Below are 16,212 nucleotides of genomic sequence, written 5' to 3' on the forward strand. Positions count from 1 at the left end.
CCGTGAAGGCGGACGTACCGTCGGCGCCGGCGTCGTCTCGAAAGTGTTGAAGTAAGACTTGCCGCTCGCGCGGCGAGGCTTAGGAGTGTAGCTCAACTGGTAGAGCACCGGTCTCCAAAACCGGGGGTTGGGGGTTCGAGCCCCTCCACTCCTGCCATGCCTCGGTTGATCGGGCAGGCAGGTTGGGACCGGCGAGATGGCGGTATCGGATTTCCGGTGAAGCCGAGAGGCATTTGGTAGGAAAAATGGCGAAGACCAATCCACTCGAGTTTCTTCAGGAAGTGCGGGCTGAGACCAAAAAGGTCACCTGGCCGACGCGACGCGAGACCGTCATTACCACGGTAATGGTGTTCATCATGGTGGCGCTGGCGATGGTGTTCTTCTTTCTGGCCGACACGGCGCTGAGCTACGTCGTTTCGCTCGTGCTCGGTTTCGGCGGCAATTGAGGATACGAGGCTCCGTGCCTCTTCGGATTTAAATATGGCCAAACGCTGGTACATCGTTCACGCCTACTCGAATTTCGAGAAGAAGGTTGCCGAGTCGCTCCGTGAGCAGGCCGAGCAGCACGGACTCTCGGACCAGTTCGAGGAAATACTCGTGCCGACCGAAGAAGTGGTCGAGGTGCGGCGCGGGCGCAAGATAAATGCCGAGCGCAAGTTCTTCCCCGGTTATGTGCTGGTGAAGATGGAAATGACGGACGAGGCCTATCACCTCGTCAAGAATACACCGAAGGTGACGGGCTTCCTCGGTGCGGACAACAAGCCGCAGCCGATCAGCCAGGGCGAAGTCGATCGCATCCTGCATCAGGTGCAGGAAGGCGTGGAGCGGCCGAAGCCCTCGATCACTTTCGAGATCGGCGAACAGGTTCGTGTTGCGGACGGACCTTTTGCCTCGTTCAACGGATTCGTCGAGGAAGTCGACGAAGAGAAGGCGCGGCTCAAGGTGGCTGTGTCGATTTTCGGCCGGGCCACTCCGGTCGAGCTCGAGTACGCGCAAGTGGAGAAGCTCTAGGCTTCCATCGCTTGGCAATCTTGTGGGAGGCGCATCGCGACATGATTGTCGGGTGCGCTGCTGACCACTAACCCAAAGAGCCGGGAATGTCCGGCAGGGGAATGAAATGGCGAAGAAAATCGAAGGTTATATCAAGCTGCAAGTGCCGGCAGGCGCGGCCAATCCGTCGCCGCCGATCGGTCCTGCGCTCGGACAGCGCGGTCTCAACATCATGGAATTCTGCAAGGCTTTCAATGCCGCGACGCAGAAGATGGAACAGGGCATGCCGATTCCGGTCGTGATCACGGCCTATTCGGACCGTTCCTTCACATTCGCGATGAAGACGCCGCCGGCTTCCTACTTTCTGAAGAAAGCGGCGAAGATCCAATCGGGGTCAAAGACACCCGGCCGCGCCAGCGCCGGAAGCGTCACGCTGGCTCAGTGCCGTGAGATCGCCGAAGCCAAGTTCGTCGATCTCAATGCAAACGATCTCGATCAGGCGACGAAGATTATTGCCGGTTCCGCCCGTTCCATGGGCCTTCAGGTGGTGGAGTGAGCGCGATGAGCAATTCAGAAGGCAAGCGTATTACGAAGGCCCGTGAGGGTATTGATCACAAGAAGGCCTATGGTCTTGGCGAAGCCGTAAAGCTTGTGAAGGAGCGGGCAACGGCGAAATTCGACGAGACGATCGAGGTTGCGATCTCGCTCGGCGTCGACCCGCGCCATGCGGACCAGATGGTTCGCGGCGTTGTCGCGCTGCCGAACGGTTCGGGCCGCAGCGTTCGCGTCGCGGTCTTCGCGAAGGGCGACAAGGCGGACCAGGCGAAGGCGGCTGGTGCCGATATCGTGGGTGCCGAAGATCTCGCCGAGATCGTGCAGGGTGGCAAGATCGATTTCGATCGCTGCATTGCGACGCCGGACATGATGCCGCTTGTCGGCCGTCTCGGTAAGGTGCTTGGTCCGCGCGGCCTGATGCCGAACCCGAAGGTCGGGACGGTGACGCCGGATGTTGCCGAAGCTGTCAAGGCGGCCAAGGGCGGCGCGGTCGAGTTCCGTGTCGAGAAGGCGGGTATCGTCCATGCCGGTGTCGGCAAGGCGAGCTTCAGCGAAGAGCAGATTCTCGGCAATGTCCGGGCGCTGGTCGATGCGGTGCAGAAGGCGAAGCCGGCAGGTGCAAAGGGCACCTATATAAAGCGGATTGCGATCAGCTCGACCATGGGCCCTGGCGTCAAGGTCGAACCGCAAAGCGTTACGGTCGCCTGAGGCGACGATGAGTTTCCGTTCGCGGCCCTGTTTCAGGGGTGCGGACGGCAAGTACGGACGGGACGTGTGGTCACTTCGGCGGCGAGCCGGAGTGGCTACGCCATCGTCCGTTCACCTGTCCGAGACTGCAGGCGCCGAGGTTTCTTCGGGAACCGACGCTTAATCGCCACAGGAAGGCGGCCGGCAATAGACGGGAGTTTGAACGGTTTCACGGACCTTCGGGTTCATGGGATCGGTTGGAACCCGGGACGACAGGCAAGTGAGCGCCGTTCGATTGAGGCGTGTGGCTTGACCGCCCCGCGTCCGCTTCGAGCGGCAAATGCCAACGGCGACGGAGAAGCGGGCGATGTGCCCGTTGCGATGTCGCCCCTGAGTGCATGAGGGTTTCATGCGCACGGAGAGAGCAAGTGGACAGAGCTGAAAAGTCAGAGCTCGTGACAGAACTCAACGGCGTGTTTTCGACCGCCGCTGTGGTCGTCGTCGCCCACTACAGCGGTCTCACCGTGAACCAGATGTCCGATCTGCGTTCGCGGATGAACAAGGCTGGCGCTTCGTTCAAGGTGACGAAGAACCGGCTTGCGAAGCTCGCTCTGGATGGCACCCCGATGAAGGAGATCAACGATCTCTTCGCGGGTCCGACAGCGATCGCCTATTCGAACGACCCGGTTGCGGCCCCCAAGGTTGCGACCGAGTTTGCCAAGGAGAACCAGAAGCTGGTGATCCTCGGTGGCGCGATGGGCGAGACAGTTCTCGATGCGAAAGCGGTGAAGCAGCTTGCCGATCTGCCGTCTCTCGATGAGCTGCGTGCGAAGATTGTGGGCATGATCCAGACGCCTGCCACCCGCATCGCGGGTGTGCTGCAGGCGCCTGCCGGCCAACTGGCGCGCGTGCTGAATGCCTATGCCACCAAGAGCGAAGCAGCGTGACCGCTGCGGTGAACCGAAACCAACCGAACCCCAAAGAAAGACACTGAAATGACCGATCTCGCAAAAATCGTGGAAGACCTTTCCAACCTGACCGTCCTCGAGGCGGCCGAGCTTTCCAAGATGCTCGAAGAGAAGTGGGGCGTCTCGGCGGCGGCTCCGGTGGCCGTTGCGGCCGCTGGTGCGGCTCCGGCCGCTGCTGCCGAGGAGCAGACCGAGTTCGAGGTGGTTCTTGCCGCCGCGGGCGAAAAGAAAATCGAAGTGATCAAGGAAGTCCGTGCGATCACGGGCCTTGGCCTCAAGGAAGCCAAGGACCTCGTCGAAGGTGCTCCGAAGACCGTCAAGGAAGGCGCGTCGAAGGACGAGGCCGCCAAGATCAAGGCGCAGCTCGAGAAGGCCGGCGCCAAAGTCGAACTCAAGTAAGTTCGTTGCGGCGGGGATGGAAGCTTTTGAGCTTTCCACCCCCGCCGACACTACGGAGCCCTGGCTCCGGATACCCCTGGAGAGAAGGCGGGCCTTGAGACCGGGCAGCCCCCTTTTCCGACTGAAGCCCGGCCGCCGTTCTAATGCAGAGCGTTGCGAGGAGCACAAATGACGCAGTCCTTCACTGGTCGAAAGCGGGTTCGTAAGATCTTCGGGCATATTCCGCAGGTCGCGGAAATGCCGAACCTGATCGAGGTTCAGAAATATTCCTATGACCAGTTCCTGCAAGTACAAAACCCGGTCGGTGGCCGCGATGAGCAGGGGCTCCAGGCCGTCTTCAAGTCGGTCTTCCCGATCAGCGACTTCTCCGAAAGCTCGACGCTCGAATTCGTGAATTACGAATTCGAAACGCCGAAGTATGACGTCGAGGAGTGCCAGCAGCGCGGTATGACCTATGCGGCGCCGTTGAAGGTGACGCTGCGGCTGATCGTCTTCGAAGTGGACGAAGATACCGGCGCAAAGTCGGTCAAGGACATCAAGGAGCAGGATGTCTATATGGGCGACATGCCGCTGATGACAGAGAACGGCACGTTCGTCATCAACGGCACCGAGCGCGTCATTGTTTCGCAGATGCACCGCAGCCCCGGTGTGTTTTTCGACCACGACAAGGGCAAGACCCATTCGTCCGGCAAGCTGCTCTTCGCCGCGCGCGTTATTCCCTATCGTGGCTCCTGGCTCGATTTCGAATTCGACGCAAAGGATATCGTCTTTGTCCGTATCGATCGCCGGCGCAAGTTGCCGGTGACGACGCTGCTTTATGCGCTTGGGCTCGACTCGGAAGAAATTCTCGACACCTTCTACAAGAGCGTCACCTTCACCAAGGTGAAGCAGGGCTGGCGCGTGCCTTTCGATGCCGACCGCTATCGCGGCGCGAAGCCCGAGCGCGATCTGATCGACGCCAAGAGCGGCAAGACGGTCGTCGAGGCCGGTCGCAAGGTGACGCCGCGCCTCGCCAAGAAGCTCGCCGAGGAAGGCCTCAAGGAACTCCTCGTGCAGAACGAGGATATTCACGGCCGCTATCTCGCCCGCGAAATCGTCAACATGGAGACCGGCGAGATTTTTGCCGAGGCTGGCGACGAGATCACGCCGGAAATGCTGGAGATGCTGGTCGAGGCCGGTCACACCGAGATCACGACGCTCGATATCGATCACGTGAATACAGGTGCCTTCATTCGCAACACGCTTGCGGTCGACAAGTGCACCAATCGCGAGCAGGCACTGATCGACATTTATCGCGTGATGCGCCCCGGCGAACCGCCGACGGCGGATACGGCCGAAGCGCTGTTCCAGAGCCTGTTTTTCGACTCCGAGCGCTACGATCTTTCCGCGGTGGGCCGTGTGAAGATGAACATGCGCCTCGACCTCGATTGCCCGGACACCATGCGCGTTCTGCGACGTGAAGACATTCTGGCGGTCATCAAGACGCTTGTCGGCCTGCGCGACGGCAAGGGCGAGATCGACGACATCGACAATCTCGGAAATCGTCGCGTGCGCTCGGTGGGCGAACTGATGGAAAATCAGTATCGCGTCGGCCTGCTGCGCATGGAACGTGCGATCAAGGAACGCATGTCGTCGGTCGACATCGACACGGTGATGCCGCACGACCTTATCAACGCCAAGCCGGCTGCGGCGGCCGTGCGCGAGTTCTTCGGTTCGTCGCAGTTGTCGCAGTTCATGGACCAGACCAATCCGTTGTCGGAGATCACACACAAGCGCCGTCTTTCGGCGCTTGGGCCCGGCGGTCTGACGCGCGAGCGTGCCGGTTTCGAGGTGCGCGACGTGCATCCGACGCATTATGGCCGCATCTGCCCGATCGAAACGCCGGAAGGCCCGAATATCGGCCTGATCAACTCTCTGGCAACCTTTGCCCGCGTCAACAAGTACGGTTTCATCGAGAGCCCGTACCGGCGCGTCAAGGGTGGCAAGATGACCGACGAAGTCGTGTATCTGTCGGCCATGGAAGAGGCGCGTTACCGTGTCGCGCAGGCCAATATTTCGATCAGCAAGAAGGGCGAGATCGAAGGCGAGCTGGTCAACTGCCGTATCGACGGCGATTTTGAAATGGTGCCGCCGGACCAGGTCGATTTCGTCGACGTGTCGCCGAAGCAGATCGTTTCGGTTGCTGCGGCATTGATTCCGTTCCTCGAGAACGACGACGCCAACCGAGCCCTGATGGGCTCGAACATGCAGCGTCAGGCCGTGCCGCTGATCCGTTCCGAAGCGCCGCTGGTCGGCACGGGCATGGAAGAAGTGGTTGCGCGGGATAGCGGTGCCGCGATCGGCGCTCGCCGTACGGGTATCGTCGATCAGGTGGATGCGACACGTATCGTCATTCGCGCGACGGAAGAGGTCGATCCGTCGCAATCCGGCGTCGATATCTACAATCTGCGCAAGTTCCAGCGTTCCAACCAGAACACCTGCATCAACCAGCGTCCGCTGGTGCGTGTGGGCGATCAGGTGAAGAAGGGCGATATCATTGCCGATGGCCCCTCGACCGAGCTGGGCGATCTGGCGCTCGGCCGGAACGTGCTGGTCGCGTTCATGCCGTGGAACGGCTACAACTTCGAAGATTCGATCCTGATCTCCGAGCGCATCGTGCGCGACGACGTGTTCACCTCCATTCACATCGAAGAATTCGAAGTGATGGCCCGCGACACGAAGCTCGGGCCGGAGGAAATCACCCGCGATATTCCGAATGTCGGCGAAGAGGCTCTCAAGAACCTCGATGAAGCCGGTATCGTCTATATCGGCGCCGAGGTGAATCCGGGCGATATCCTGGTCGGCAAGATCACACCGAAGGGCGAAAGCCCGATGACGCCGGAAGAAAAGCTTCTGCGCGCCATTTTCGGCGAGAAGGCATCCGATGTGCGTGACACGTCGCTGCGCCTGCCGCCCGGCGTGCAGGGCACGGTCGTTGAAGTGCGTGTGTTCAATCGCCACGGCATCGACAAGGATGAGCGCGCGATGGCGATCGAGCGCGAGGAAATCGAACGTCTTGCGAAGGACCGCGACGACGAGTTCGGCATTCTCGACCGTAACGTCTATGGGCGCCTGTCGGAGATTCTTCTCGGCAAGCAGGTCGCTTCCGGCCCGAAGGGCATGGAAGTCGACAGCAAGGTGACCCAGAGCAATCTCGACGATCTGAGCCGCGGCCAATGGTGGCAGATTGCGCTGAAGAACGAGAAGGCGCAGGCCGAAGTCGAGGCGTTGAAGCGCCAGTACGACGAAAGCAAGGAGCGCCTCGAGGCGCGCTTTGCCGACAAGGTCGACAAGCTTCAGCGCGGTGACGAACTGCCGCCCGGTGTGATGAAGATGGTCAAGGTCTTCGTCGCCGTGAAACGCAAGCTGCAGACGGGCGACAAGATGGCCGGGCGCCATGGCAACAAGGGCGTCATCAGCCGCATCGTGCCGATGGAAGACATGCCCTATCTGGACGACGGTCAGCCGGTCGATATCGTGCTCAATCCGCTCGGCGTGCCGAGCCGCATGAATGTCGGACAGATTCTCGAAACGCATCTGGGTTGGGCTTGTGCCGGTCTCGGCAAGAAGATCGAGATGGCGCTTGAGAGCTATCGGCGCGAGAGCAAGCCGAAGGAGCTGAAGGATCTCGTCAAGAAGATCTATGGTGACGATCCAACGGTTGCCTCACTCGATGACGAGCAGCTTGTCGAGATGGCCGGCAATCTGACAAATGGCGTGCCGATTGCAACGCCGGTGTTCGATGGTGCGCATGAACCGGACATCGTGGAGATGCTGGACCTTGCCGGCATGGATCATTCCGGCCAGGTCACGCTTCATGACGGTCGGACCGGTGAGCCTTTCGATCGCAGGGTGACTGTCGGCTACATCTACATGCTGAAGCTGCACCATCTGGTGGACGACAAGATCCACGCACGTTCCATTGGCCCGTACTCGCTCGTTACCCAGCAGCCGCTGGGCGGCAAGGCGCAGTTCGGCGGTCAGCGTTTCGGCGAAATGGAAGTGTGGGCACTTGAAGCCTATGGCGCGGCTTACACGCTGCAGGAAATGCTGACGGTCAAGTCCGACGACGTCGCCGGCCGCACCAAGGTTTATGAAGCCATCGTGCGCGGCGACGATACGTTCGAGGCGGGTATTCCGGAGAGCTTCAACGTTCTCGTCAAGGAAATGCGGTCGCTTGGCCTCAATGTCGAATTGTTGACGCCGCCGGCGAACTGACGCGAAACCGGGGCGGCGCGCCCTTTGCTGGCCGCGCCGCCGCCTTCCGCCCTTCGGGGCGACGAAGGCAACACAGAGATTGATATACGGGGTATGCGGACGGATGGCCCCACCGGACGCGAACTTTCTCCCCGTTGACCTGGAGGCCCGAGCTCAGGAGAAGTCCATGAACCAAGAGGTCATGAACCTTTTCAATCCGACGACGCCGGCGCAGACATTCGATCAGATCAAGATTTCGATTGCCAGCCCGGAGCGGATCCATTCCTGGTCCTATGGCGAGATCAAGAAGCCCGAGACGATCAATTACCGGACGTTCAAGCCCGAGCGCGACGGCCTTTTCTGCGCGCGCATCTTCGGTCCGATCAAGGACTACGAATGCCTGTGCGGCAAATACAAGCGGATGAAATACAAGGGTATCATCTGCGAAAAGTGCGGCGTGGAAGTGACGTTGTCGAAAGTGCGTCGCGAGCGCATGGGCCATATCGAGCTCGCTGCACCGGTGGCGCATATCTGGTTCCTGAAGTCGCTGCCGAGCCGCATCGGCATGCTGCTCGACATGACGCTGAAGGATCTCGAGCGCGTTCTCTATTTCGAGAACTACATCGTGCTGGAGCCTGGCCTTACGTCGCTGAAGGAGCGTCAGCTCCTGACGGAAGAGGAACTGCTTGACGCTCAGGACCAGTATGGCGAGGACAGCTTCACCGCGAAGATCGGCGCCGAGGCCATCCGCGAGATTCTGGAAGCTCTCGATCTCGAGAAAACAGCTGCCGAATTGCGCGTCGAGATCGCCGAGTCGACTTCGGAACTGAAACCGAAGAAGCTTGCCAAGCGCCTCAAGCTGATAGAGGCCTTCATCGAGTCCGGCAACAAGCCGGAATGGATGATCATGACCGTTGTGCCGGTGATCCCGCCGGAACTGCGGCCACTCGTGCCGCTCGACGGCGGCCGTTTTGCGACGTCGGATCTCAACGATCTCTACCGCCGCGTCATCAACCGCAACAACCGTCTGAAGCGGCTGATGGAGTTGCGGGCGCCGGACATCATCATCCGTAACGAAAAGCGCATGCTGCAGGAATCTGTCGATGCGCTGTTCGACAATGGACGCCGCGGCCGCGTGATCACGGGCGCCAACAAGCGGCCGTTGAAGTCGCTCGCCGACATGCTGAAAGGCAAGCAGGGCCGTTTCCGGCAGAATCTGCTGGGCAAGCGCGTCGACTATTCGGGCCGGTCGGTCATCGTGGTCGGTCCGGAGTTGAAGCTGCACCAGTGCGGTCTGCCGAAGAAGATGGCGCTCGAACTTTTCAAGCCCTTCATCTATTCGCGTCTTGAAGCGAAGGGCCTCAGTGCCACCGTCAAGCAGGCCAAGAAGCTGGTCGAGAAGGAACGTCCCGAGGTCTGGGAGATTCTCGAGCAGGTGATCCGCGAGCATCCGGTGCTCTTGAATCGCGCGCCGACACTGCATCGCCTCGGCATTCAGGCCTTTGAACCCGTGCTGATCGAAGGCAAGGCGATTCAGCTCCACCCGCTGGTCTGTGCGGCCTTCAATGCCGACTTTGACGGCGACCAGATGGCTGTGCATGTGCCGTTGTCGCTCGAAGCGCAGCTTGAGGCGCGCGTGCTGATGATGTCGACCAACAATATTCTGCATCCGGCCAACGGTTCGCCGATCATCGTGCCGTCGCAGGACATCGTTCTCGGCCTCTACTATGTAACGATCGAGAAGCAGAACGAGCCGGGCGAAGGCATGATCTTCTCCAGTGTTGCTGAGATCGAGCATGCGCTGGCGGCCAGGGCCGTGACGCTGCACGCCAAGGTCAAGGCGCGCTACACGACGAAGGATGCGGAGGGCAATCCGCTGACCCATGTGGTCGATACGACACCGGGCCGGATGCTGGTCGGCGAACTTTTGCCGAAGCATCCGAATGTGCCCTTCGATCTGGTCAATCGCCTGCTGACAAAGCGCGACATCTCCAAGATGATCGACGTGGTCTATCGCCATTGCGGTCAGAAGGAGACGGTCATCTTCTGCGACCAGATCATGGCGCTTGGCTTCCGTCAGGCATTCCGCGCCGGTATTTCGTTCGGCAAGGACGACATGGTCATCCCGGAAGAGAAGGCAAAGCTTGTCGAGGAAACTCGCTCGCTGACGACCGAGTATGAACAGCAGTATATCGATGGCCTGATTACACAGGGCGAGAAGTACAACAAGGTTGTCGACGCCTGGGCGAAGTGCACAGATCGCGTTGCCGACGTGATGATGCAGAAGATTTCGGCCGTGCAGGTCGATGCCGAGACGAAGCGCGAGAAGCCGATCAACTCGATCTACATGATGGCGCATTCGGGCGCGCGCGGTTCGCCCGCACAGATGAAGCAGCTTGCCGGCATGCGCGGCCTGATGGCCAAGCCGTCGGGCGAGATCATCGAGACGCCGATCATCTCGAACTTCAAGGAAGGCCTCACCGTTCTCGAGTACTTCAACTCGACACACGGTGCGCGTAAAGGTCTTGCCGACACTGCGTTGAAGACGGCCAACTCCGGTTACCTGACGCGGCGTCTTGTCGACGTGGCGCAAGATTCGATCATCACCGAGGAAGATTGCGGAACCGCGGGCGGAATCACCGTCCAGGCCGTGATCGAAGCTGGTGATGTCATCGTTTCGCTCGGTACCCGGGTTCTCGGCCGTACAACGGCCGAAGACGTGAAGGATCCGGCGACCGACAAGGTCATCATCAAGAAGAACCACCTGATTGATGAAGCGGATGTGGACATCATCGAAGAGGCAAATATCCAGTCAATCCGTATTCGTTCGGTTCTGACCTGCGAGGCGGCCAATGGTGTCTGCGCGGCTTGCTATGGTCGCGATCTGGCGCGGGGCACGCCGGTCAATATGGGTGAGGCTGTGGGGGTCATCGCAGCCCAGTCGATCGGTGAACCGGGTACGCAGCTTACCATGCGCACCTTCCATATTGGCGGTACTGCGCAGGTGGTGGACAGCTCGTTCATCGAGTCCAACCACCCCGGCACGATCAAGATCATCAACCGGAATGTTGTGAGGGACTCGAACGGCGTTCTCGTCGTCATGGGCCGGAACGTTCAGGTGCAGGTGATCGACGAACATGGCGGCGAGCGTGCATCGCACAAGCTGACATACGGCTCGCGACTGAAGGTTGACGACGGCTCGGTCATCACACGCGGCGAGCGTATCGCCGAGTGGGATCCCTATACGATGCCGATCCTCACCGAGGTCAACGGCACCGTCGAATTCGAGGATCTGGTGGACGGCGTGTCGATCCGCGAAGTGGCGGACGAGGCGACCGGCATTTCGAGCCGTGTCGTTGTCGACTGGCGCGCCAGCCCGCGCGGTAGCGAGTTGCGTCCGGCCGTGATCGTCAAGGACGCCAAAGGCAAGATCCTGAAGCTGGCCAGCGGCAATGACGCCCGGTACCTGCTTTCCGTCGACGCCATTCTGTCGGTCGAGAACGGTGCGGAAGTTCACGCAGGCGACGTTCTTGCGCGTATCCCGACAGAGGGTGCCAAGACCCGCGACATCACGGGCGGTCTGCCGCGCGTGGCGGAGCTCTTCGAGGCGCGACGTCCGAAGGATCACGCGATCATCGCGGAGGTCACCGGCCGGGTCGAATTCGGCCGCGACTACAAGAACAAGCGACGCATCATCGTGCATCCTTCAGATGAGAGCCTTGAGCCCGTTGAGTATCTGATCCCGAAGGGCAAGCACATCTCGGTTCAGGAAGGCGACATCATCGAGAAGGGTGAATTCATTCTCGACGGTCACCCGGCGCCCCATGACATTCTGGCAATCTCCGGTGTCGAGGAGCTGGCGGCCTATCTCGTCAATGAAGTCCAGGACGTCTACCGCCTGCAGGGCGTGGCGATCAACGACAAGCATATCGAAGTGATCGTGCGCAACATGCTGCAGAAAGTGGAGATTACCAATCCGGGCGACTCGATCACGCTGCCCGGCGAGCAGATGGACCGGACCGAGTTTGACGAAATGAACGCGAAGCTCGAGGCTCAGGGCAAGGCGACGGCGTCGGCGAGCCCGGTATTGCTGGGTATCACCAAGGCGAGCCTGCAGACCCGGTCCTTCATCTCGGCGGCGTCATTCCAGGAGACCACCCGTGTCCTGACCGAGGCTGCCGTATCCGGCAAGGTCGATCAACTGGTCGGCTTGAAGGAGAACGTCATCGTGGGCCGGCTGATCCCGGCCGGCACGGGCGGGATGTTGCAGCGGCTGCGTGGTGAAGCGCAGAAGCGTGACGAGAAGATTCTCGAGGATCAGGCCGCGGCCACCCCGGTGGTAACGCCTGAAGTCGTCGAAGCAACCGGAGACGCCGTCTGACAGTTGTTGCGCTGAAGTAGAGATGAACAGGCCGTCCGGCAACTGTCCGGGCGGCCTGTTCGCATTTGGAGATCAGCTGACACTGGACGGACCGGTTGCCCGGGCGAGAAATAGAACGAAGGCGATGGTGAACAGGAAGTCGCCGGCAGCCGCGTAAAGCATCGAGGTCGGAACGCCGGTCGCCGCCAGGTGCCAGGTGACGAGCAGACAGACGCCGGCTTTGCCGATCAGCCCCAGCGTGACGATCTGCCGTGCGGCCGGGCTTCCCGATGCGGCCATCGCATAGCCGATACCGAAGACGCAGATCAGGAGTCCCATTATCTGCACCAGAATCACATGCTGTGGGTCGAGGGGCGGCAGGCCGCTATTGGCAGCAGACAGGGTGGGCGCCAGCAGCGGCGGCAGTCCAGCGAGGAAATTATAGGCGGCTGCGACCCAGAAGACGGCTTGCCAGTGTTTGTGGTTCATATGTCGGTCTCCCCTTCAGAAAACGGCTGAATACTGCGCCCGATTCGTCCTATCAGCGAAACACGGAACCTTTCCGACGAGCCCGCAATGGAAAATCATTGCCGTGAACGACCGGTTCGAAGGCGAAGCGTCTCTACGGGCCGGATTTCCTAGCATTTCTTAAGGATTGGGGTTGACGGGGTAGGGACCCCAGAGTAGGTTCCGCCCACTTTCGCTCCAGGTAGTAGAGCTCCCCGGGCGCCGGGCCTGAAAGTCCCTGATGGGATTGGCCTTTCGCCGGATCTAGACACTGGGGTCAGTGAAAAGAATACGAGGAATGGCGCACGATTCCGGGCGCAAGGTCGGAATCCTCTGCATTTGGACGCAAAACCCGATTGAGGGTTTGGTGTCCTTGAGCGCGCGCAGCCAATTCCGGAGAAATCCGGGGCGGCGCGGCGTTTTTTGTTTGGACAGACAGGATCGAGCAGGCGAATGCCCACCGTCAACCAACTCATCCGCAACCCGCGCAAGCCGCTGGTGAAGCGGAACAAAGTTCCGGCCATGCAGGCGTGTCCGCAGAAGCGTGGCGTATGCACGCGCGTCTACACGACAACGCCGAAGAAGCCGAACTCGGCTTTGCGCAAAGTTGCGCGCGTTCGTCTGACGAACGGCTTTGAAGTGACGAGCTATATTCCCGGCGAAGGCCACAATCTGCAGGAGCACTCGGTGGTCCTGATCCGTGGCGGCCGCGTGAAGGATCTTCCCGGCGTTCGTTATCACATTATCCGCGGCGTGCTCGATACGCAGGGCGTGAAAGATCGCCGCCAGCGTCGTTCGAAATACGGCGCGAAGCGTCCGAAGTAAGGATCAGAGAGATGTCCCGACGCCACCGCGCAGAAAAGCGAGACGTTATTCCGGACGCCAAGTATGGCGACGTTGTTCTCGCGAAGTTCATGAACAGTCTGATGTATCACGGCAAGAAGTCGGCCGCAGAAAGCATCATTTATGGCGCGTTCGACCAGATGCAACAGAAGGCCAGCGTTGATCCGCTGCGCACTTTCCACGAAGCGCTTGAGAATGTGATGCCTGCGCTCGAAGTGCGTTCGCGCCGTGTTGGCGGTGCGACCTACCAGGTGCCCGTCGAAGTGCGTCCGGAGCGCCGTCGTGCTCTTGCCATTCGCTGGATCATTGCCGCTGCTCGTGCGCGTAATGAAACCACGATGGTTGCACGCCTTTCCGGCGAGCTGCTCGATGCGGCCAACAATCGCGGGTCGGCCGTCAAGAAGCGTGAAGACACGCATCGTATGGCGGAAGCCAACCGCGCCTTCTCGCACTACCGCTGGTAAAGCGTTCAAGACTCCCAAAGGCAGACCGTCATGGCACGCAAAACAAAGCTCGAAGATTACCGCAATATCGGCATCATGGCTCACATCGATGCCGGTAAGACGACGACGACCGAGCGCATCCTTTATTACACGGGCGTCAGCCACAAGATCGGCGAAGTGCATGACGGCGCCGCCACGATGGACTGGATGGAGCAGGAGCAGGAGCGCGGCATCACGATCACGTCGGCCGCGACGACCTGTTTCTGGAATGACAAGCGTATCAACATCATCGACACGCCGGGCCATGTGGACTTCACGATCGAAGTCGAGCGTTCGCTGCGTGTTCTCGACGGTGCGGTAACGGTGTTCGACTCGGTTGCCGGCGTCGAGCCGCAATCGGAAACCGTGTGGCGCCAGGCCGACAAATATCGCGTGCCCCGCATGTGCTTCGTCAACAAGATGGACCGCATGGGCGCGAACTTCTATCGCTGCGTCGACATGATCGTGACACGCCTCGGCGCAACTCCGCTCGTGCTGCAGCTGCCGATCGGTTCTGAGGCCGAATTCGAAGGCCTGATCGACCTGATCCGAATGAAGGAAATCATCTGGAAGGACGAGTCGCTGGGTGCCGAATTCGAGTATCGCGACATCCGCGCCGATCTGAAAGAGCAGGCTGACGAATATCGCGCGAAGCTCGTTGAGGGTGCCGTCGAGATGGACGATACCGCGATGGAAGCTTACCTCGACGGTACCGAGCCTGACGAGGCGACACTCAAGAGGCTGATCCGCAAGGGCACGATTGCGCGCAGCTTCGTTCCGGTGCTTTGCGGTAGTGCTTTCAAGAACAAGGGCGTGCAGCCCATGCTCGATGCGGTGGTCGACTATCTGCCGTCGCCTGTCGACGTCGACAGCGTCGAAGGCATCGATCCTAACACCGAGGAGCCTGCGACGCGCAAGACGTCGGACGAAGCGCCGCTGTCGGTGTTGGCGTTCAAGATCATGAACGATCCGTTTGTCGGCTCGCTGACCTTCTGCCGTATTTACTCCGGCGTTCTGATGACGGGTACGGGCGTTCTGAACTCGACGAAAGACAATCGTGAGCGCATTGGCCGCATGTTGCTGATGCATGCCAACCATCGCGAAGACATCAAGGAGGCTCATGCCGGCGATATCGTTGCCGTGGCGGGACTGAAGAACACCACCACCGGCGACACGCTCTGCGATCCCAACAAGCCGATCATTCTCGAGCGGATGGAGTTCCCGGAGCCCGTCATCGAGGTTGCGGTCGAGCCGAAGACCAAGGCCGACCAGGAAAAGATGGGCATCGCGCTCAATCGTCTGGCTCAGGAAGATCCGTCATTCCGTGTGTCTGTCGACGAGGAATCCGGCCAGACCGTCATCAAGGGCATGGGCGAGTTGCATCTCGACATCATCGTCGACCGCATGCGCCGCGAGTTCAAGGTCGAGGCCAATGTCGGCGCGCCGCAGGTGGCCTATCGCGAGACGCTGACGAAGCGTGCCGAGATCGACTACACGCACAAGAAGCAGACCGGTGGTTCGGGCCAGTATGCGCGCGTCAAGATCGTGTTTGAGCCGGGCGAGCCGGGAACCGGATTCCAGTTCGAGAGCAAGATCGTCGGCGGTTCGGTTCCGAAGGAATACATTCCGGGCGTGCAGAAGGGTGTCGAGAGCGTGAAGGACTCCGGTCCGCTCGCCGGCTTCCCGATGATCGACTTCAAGGCGACGCTGATGGATGGTGCCTACCATGACGTCGACTCGAGTGTGATGGCGTTCGAAATCGCGGCGCGCGCCGCTTTCCGTGAGGGTGCGCAGCAGGCCGGCGTGAAGCTCCTGGAGCCGATCATGAAGGTCGAAGTTGTGACGCCGGAAGAATATATGGGCGATGTGATCGGCGACCTCAACAGCCGTCGCGGTCAGATCAGCGGCACGGAACAGCGCGGGATTGCGCAAGTCATTCATGCGATGGTGCCGCTTGCCAACATGTTCGGCTACGTCAACACGCTGCGCTCGATGAGCCAGGGCCGAGCCCAGTACACGATGCAGTTCGATCACTATGAGCAGGTGCCGCAAGCGGTGTCCGACGAAGTTCGGGCGAAGCTCGCCTAACCCAACTGAACCAAGACTGTTCCTGAAGGATGGAGCGCCGAGATGGCCAAAGAGAAGTTTGAGCGGAACAAGCCGCACTGCAACATCGGGACGATCG

The 16,212-nt window shown here is 60.3% G+C and carries 12 protein-coding genes and 1 tRNA gene; 12 read left to right on the forward strand and 1 reads right to left on the reverse strand.

The window, feature by feature from the left end; genetic code table 11:
* Positions 1 to 81 precede the first annotated feature (81 nt).
* The 9 genes from AAC071_RS16235 to rpoC all read left to right on the forward strand — a co-directional run bounded on the left by AAC071_RS16235 (position 82) and on the right by rpoC (position 12,216).
* Positions 82 to 157, forward strand: a tRNA-Trp gene (locus AAC071_RS16235).
* A gap of 88 nt (positions 158 to 245) precedes the next feature.
* Positions 246 to 446 carry a preprotein translocase subunit SecE gene (secE, locus tag AAC071_RS16240; RefSeq protein ID WP_339834614.1) on the forward strand — a complete coding sequence of 67 codons (201 nt, stop codon included), beginning with the start codon at positions 246 to 248 and terminating at the stop codon, positions 444 to 446.
* Positions 447 to 480: 34 nt separating this feature from the next.
* The gene (nusG, locus tag AAC071_RS16245) at positions 481 to 1,011 is read left to right on the forward strand and encodes a transcription termination/antitermination protein NusG (RefSeq protein WP_339834617.1); all 531 of its coding nucleotides are present in this window, start codon (positions 481 to 483) and stop codon (positions 1,009 to 1,011) included.
* Positions 1,012 to 1,117: 106 nt separating this feature from the next.
* Positions 1,118 to 1,546, forward strand: coding sequence for a 50S ribosomal protein L11 (rplK, locus tag AAC071_RS16250; RefSeq protein ID WP_339834619.1), 429 nt, complete (start codon positions 1,118 to 1,120; stop codon positions 1,544 to 1,546).
* Positions 1,547 to 1,551: 5 nt separating this feature from the next.
* Positions 1,552 to 2,253, forward strand: a complete 702-nt coding sequence (gene rplA / locus AAC071_RS16255) for a 50S ribosomal protein L1 (protein WP_339834622.1) — start codon at positions 1,552 to 1,554, stop codon at positions 2,251 to 2,253.
* 407 nt (positions 2,254 to 2,660) lie between these two features.
* The gene (gene rplJ, locus AAC071_RS16260; protein WP_339834625.1) at positions 2,661 to 3,179 is read left to right on the forward strand and encodes a 50S ribosomal protein L10; all 519 of its coding nucleotides are present in this window, start codon (positions 2,661 to 2,663) and stop codon (positions 3,177 to 3,179) included.
* 48 nt (positions 3,180 to 3,227) lie between these two features.
* Complete coding sequence (gene rplL / locus AAC071_RS16265; protein WP_293506799.1) at positions 3,228 to 3,599, forward strand: 50S ribosomal protein L7/L12; 372 nt, start codon at positions 3,228 to 3,230, stop codon at positions 3,597 to 3,599.
* Positions 3,600 to 3,767: 168 nt separating this feature from the next.
* Entirely contained in the window at positions 3,768 to 7,856 is a 4,089-nt protein-coding gene (rpoB, locus tag AAC071_RS16270; RefSeq protein ID WP_339834628.1) for a DNA-directed RNA polymerase subunit beta, read from the forward strand.
* Between the two features lie 166 nt (positions 7,857 to 8,022).
* On the forward strand, positions 8,023 to 12,216 hold the full coding sequence (gene rpoC, locus AAC071_RS16275) for a DNA-directed RNA polymerase subunit beta' (protein ID WP_339834631.1): 4,194 nt from the start codon (positions 8,023 to 8,025) through the stop codon (positions 12,214 to 12,216).
* A 72-nt stretch (positions 12,217 to 12,288) separates the two neighbouring features.
* Here the strand turns inward: rpoC and AAC071_RS16280 are convergent, their stop codons facing one another.
* Complete coding sequence (locus tag AAC071_RS16280) at positions 12,289 to 12,684, reverse strand: hypothetical protein (protein ID WP_339834634.1); 396 nt, start codon at positions 12,682 to 12,684, stop codon at positions 12,289 to 12,291.
* Positions 12,685 to 13,155: 471 nt separating this feature from the next.
* On the opposite strand from AAC071_RS16280, the gene rpsL reads away from it, so the two are divergent.
* Genes rpsL through fusA form a run of 3 tightly spaced genes read left to right on the forward strand, consistent with a single transcriptional unit; the run spans position 13,156 to position 16,115 of the window.
* The gene (gene rpsL, locus AAC071_RS16285) at positions 13,156 to 13,527 is read left to right on the forward strand and encodes a 30S ribosomal protein S12 (RefSeq protein WP_293506792.1); all 372 of its coding nucleotides are present in this window, start codon (positions 13,156 to 13,158) and stop codon (positions 13,525 to 13,527) included.
* A gap of 11 nt (positions 13,528 to 13,538) precedes the next feature.
* Entirely contained in the window at positions 13,539 to 14,009 is a 471-nt protein-coding gene (rpsG, locus tag AAC071_RS16290; protein WP_339834639.1) for a 30S ribosomal protein S7, read from the forward strand.
* A gap of 30 nt (positions 14,010 to 14,039) precedes the next feature.
* On the forward strand, positions 14,040 to 16,115 hold the full coding sequence (gene fusA / locus AAC071_RS16295) for an elongation factor G (RefSeq protein WP_339834641.1): 2,076 nt from the start codon (positions 14,040 to 14,042) through the stop codon (positions 16,113 to 16,115).
* Positions 16,116 to 16,212 lie beyond the last annotated feature (97 nt).

Source organism: uncultured Parvibaculum sp., assembly GCF_963975745.1.
Taxonomy (GTDB): Bacteria; Pseudomonadota; Alphaproteobacteria; order Parvibaculales; family Parvibaculaceae; genus Parvibaculum.

Coding starts and splice junctions, on each gene's coding strand:
- secE (WP_339834614.1), top strand. CDS start 246: ATGGCGAAGACCAATCCACTCGAGTTTCTTCAGGAAGTGCGGGCTGAG.
- nusG (WP_339834617.1), top strand. CDS start 481: ATGGCCAAACGCTGGTACATCGTTCACGCCTACTCGAATTTCGAGAAG.
- rplK (WP_339834619.1), top strand. CDS start 1,118: ATGGCGAAGAAAATCGAAGGTTATATCAAGCTGCAAGTGCCGGCAGGC.
- rplA (WP_339834622.1), top strand. CDS start 1,552: ATGAGCAATTCAGAAGGCAAGCGTATTACGAAGGCCCGTGAGGGTATT.
- rplL (WP_293506799.1), top strand. CDS start 3,228: ATGACCGATCTCGCAAAAATCGTGGAAGACCTTTCCAACCTGACCGTC.
- rpoB (WP_339834628.1), top strand. CDS start 3,768: ATGACGCAGTCCTTCACTGGTCGAAAGCGGGTTCGTAAGATCTTCGGG.
- rpoC (WP_339834631.1), top strand. CDS start 8,023: ATGAACCAAGAGGTCATGAACCTTTTCAATCCGACGACGCCGGCGCAG.
- AAC071_RS16280 (WP_339834634.1), bottom strand. CDS start 12,684: ATGAACCACAAACACTGGCAAGCCGTCTTCTGGGTCGCAGCCGCCTAT.
- rpsL (WP_293506792.1), top strand. CDS start 13,156: ATGCCCACCGTCAACCAACTCATCCGCAACCCGCGCAAGCCGCTGGTG.
- rpsG (WP_339834639.1), top strand. CDS start 13,539: ATGTCCCGACGCCACCGCGCAGAAAAGCGAGACGTTATTCCGGACGCC.
- fusA (WP_339834641.1), top strand. CDS start 14,040: ATGGCACGCAAAACAAAGCTCGAAGATTACCGCAATATCGGCATCATG.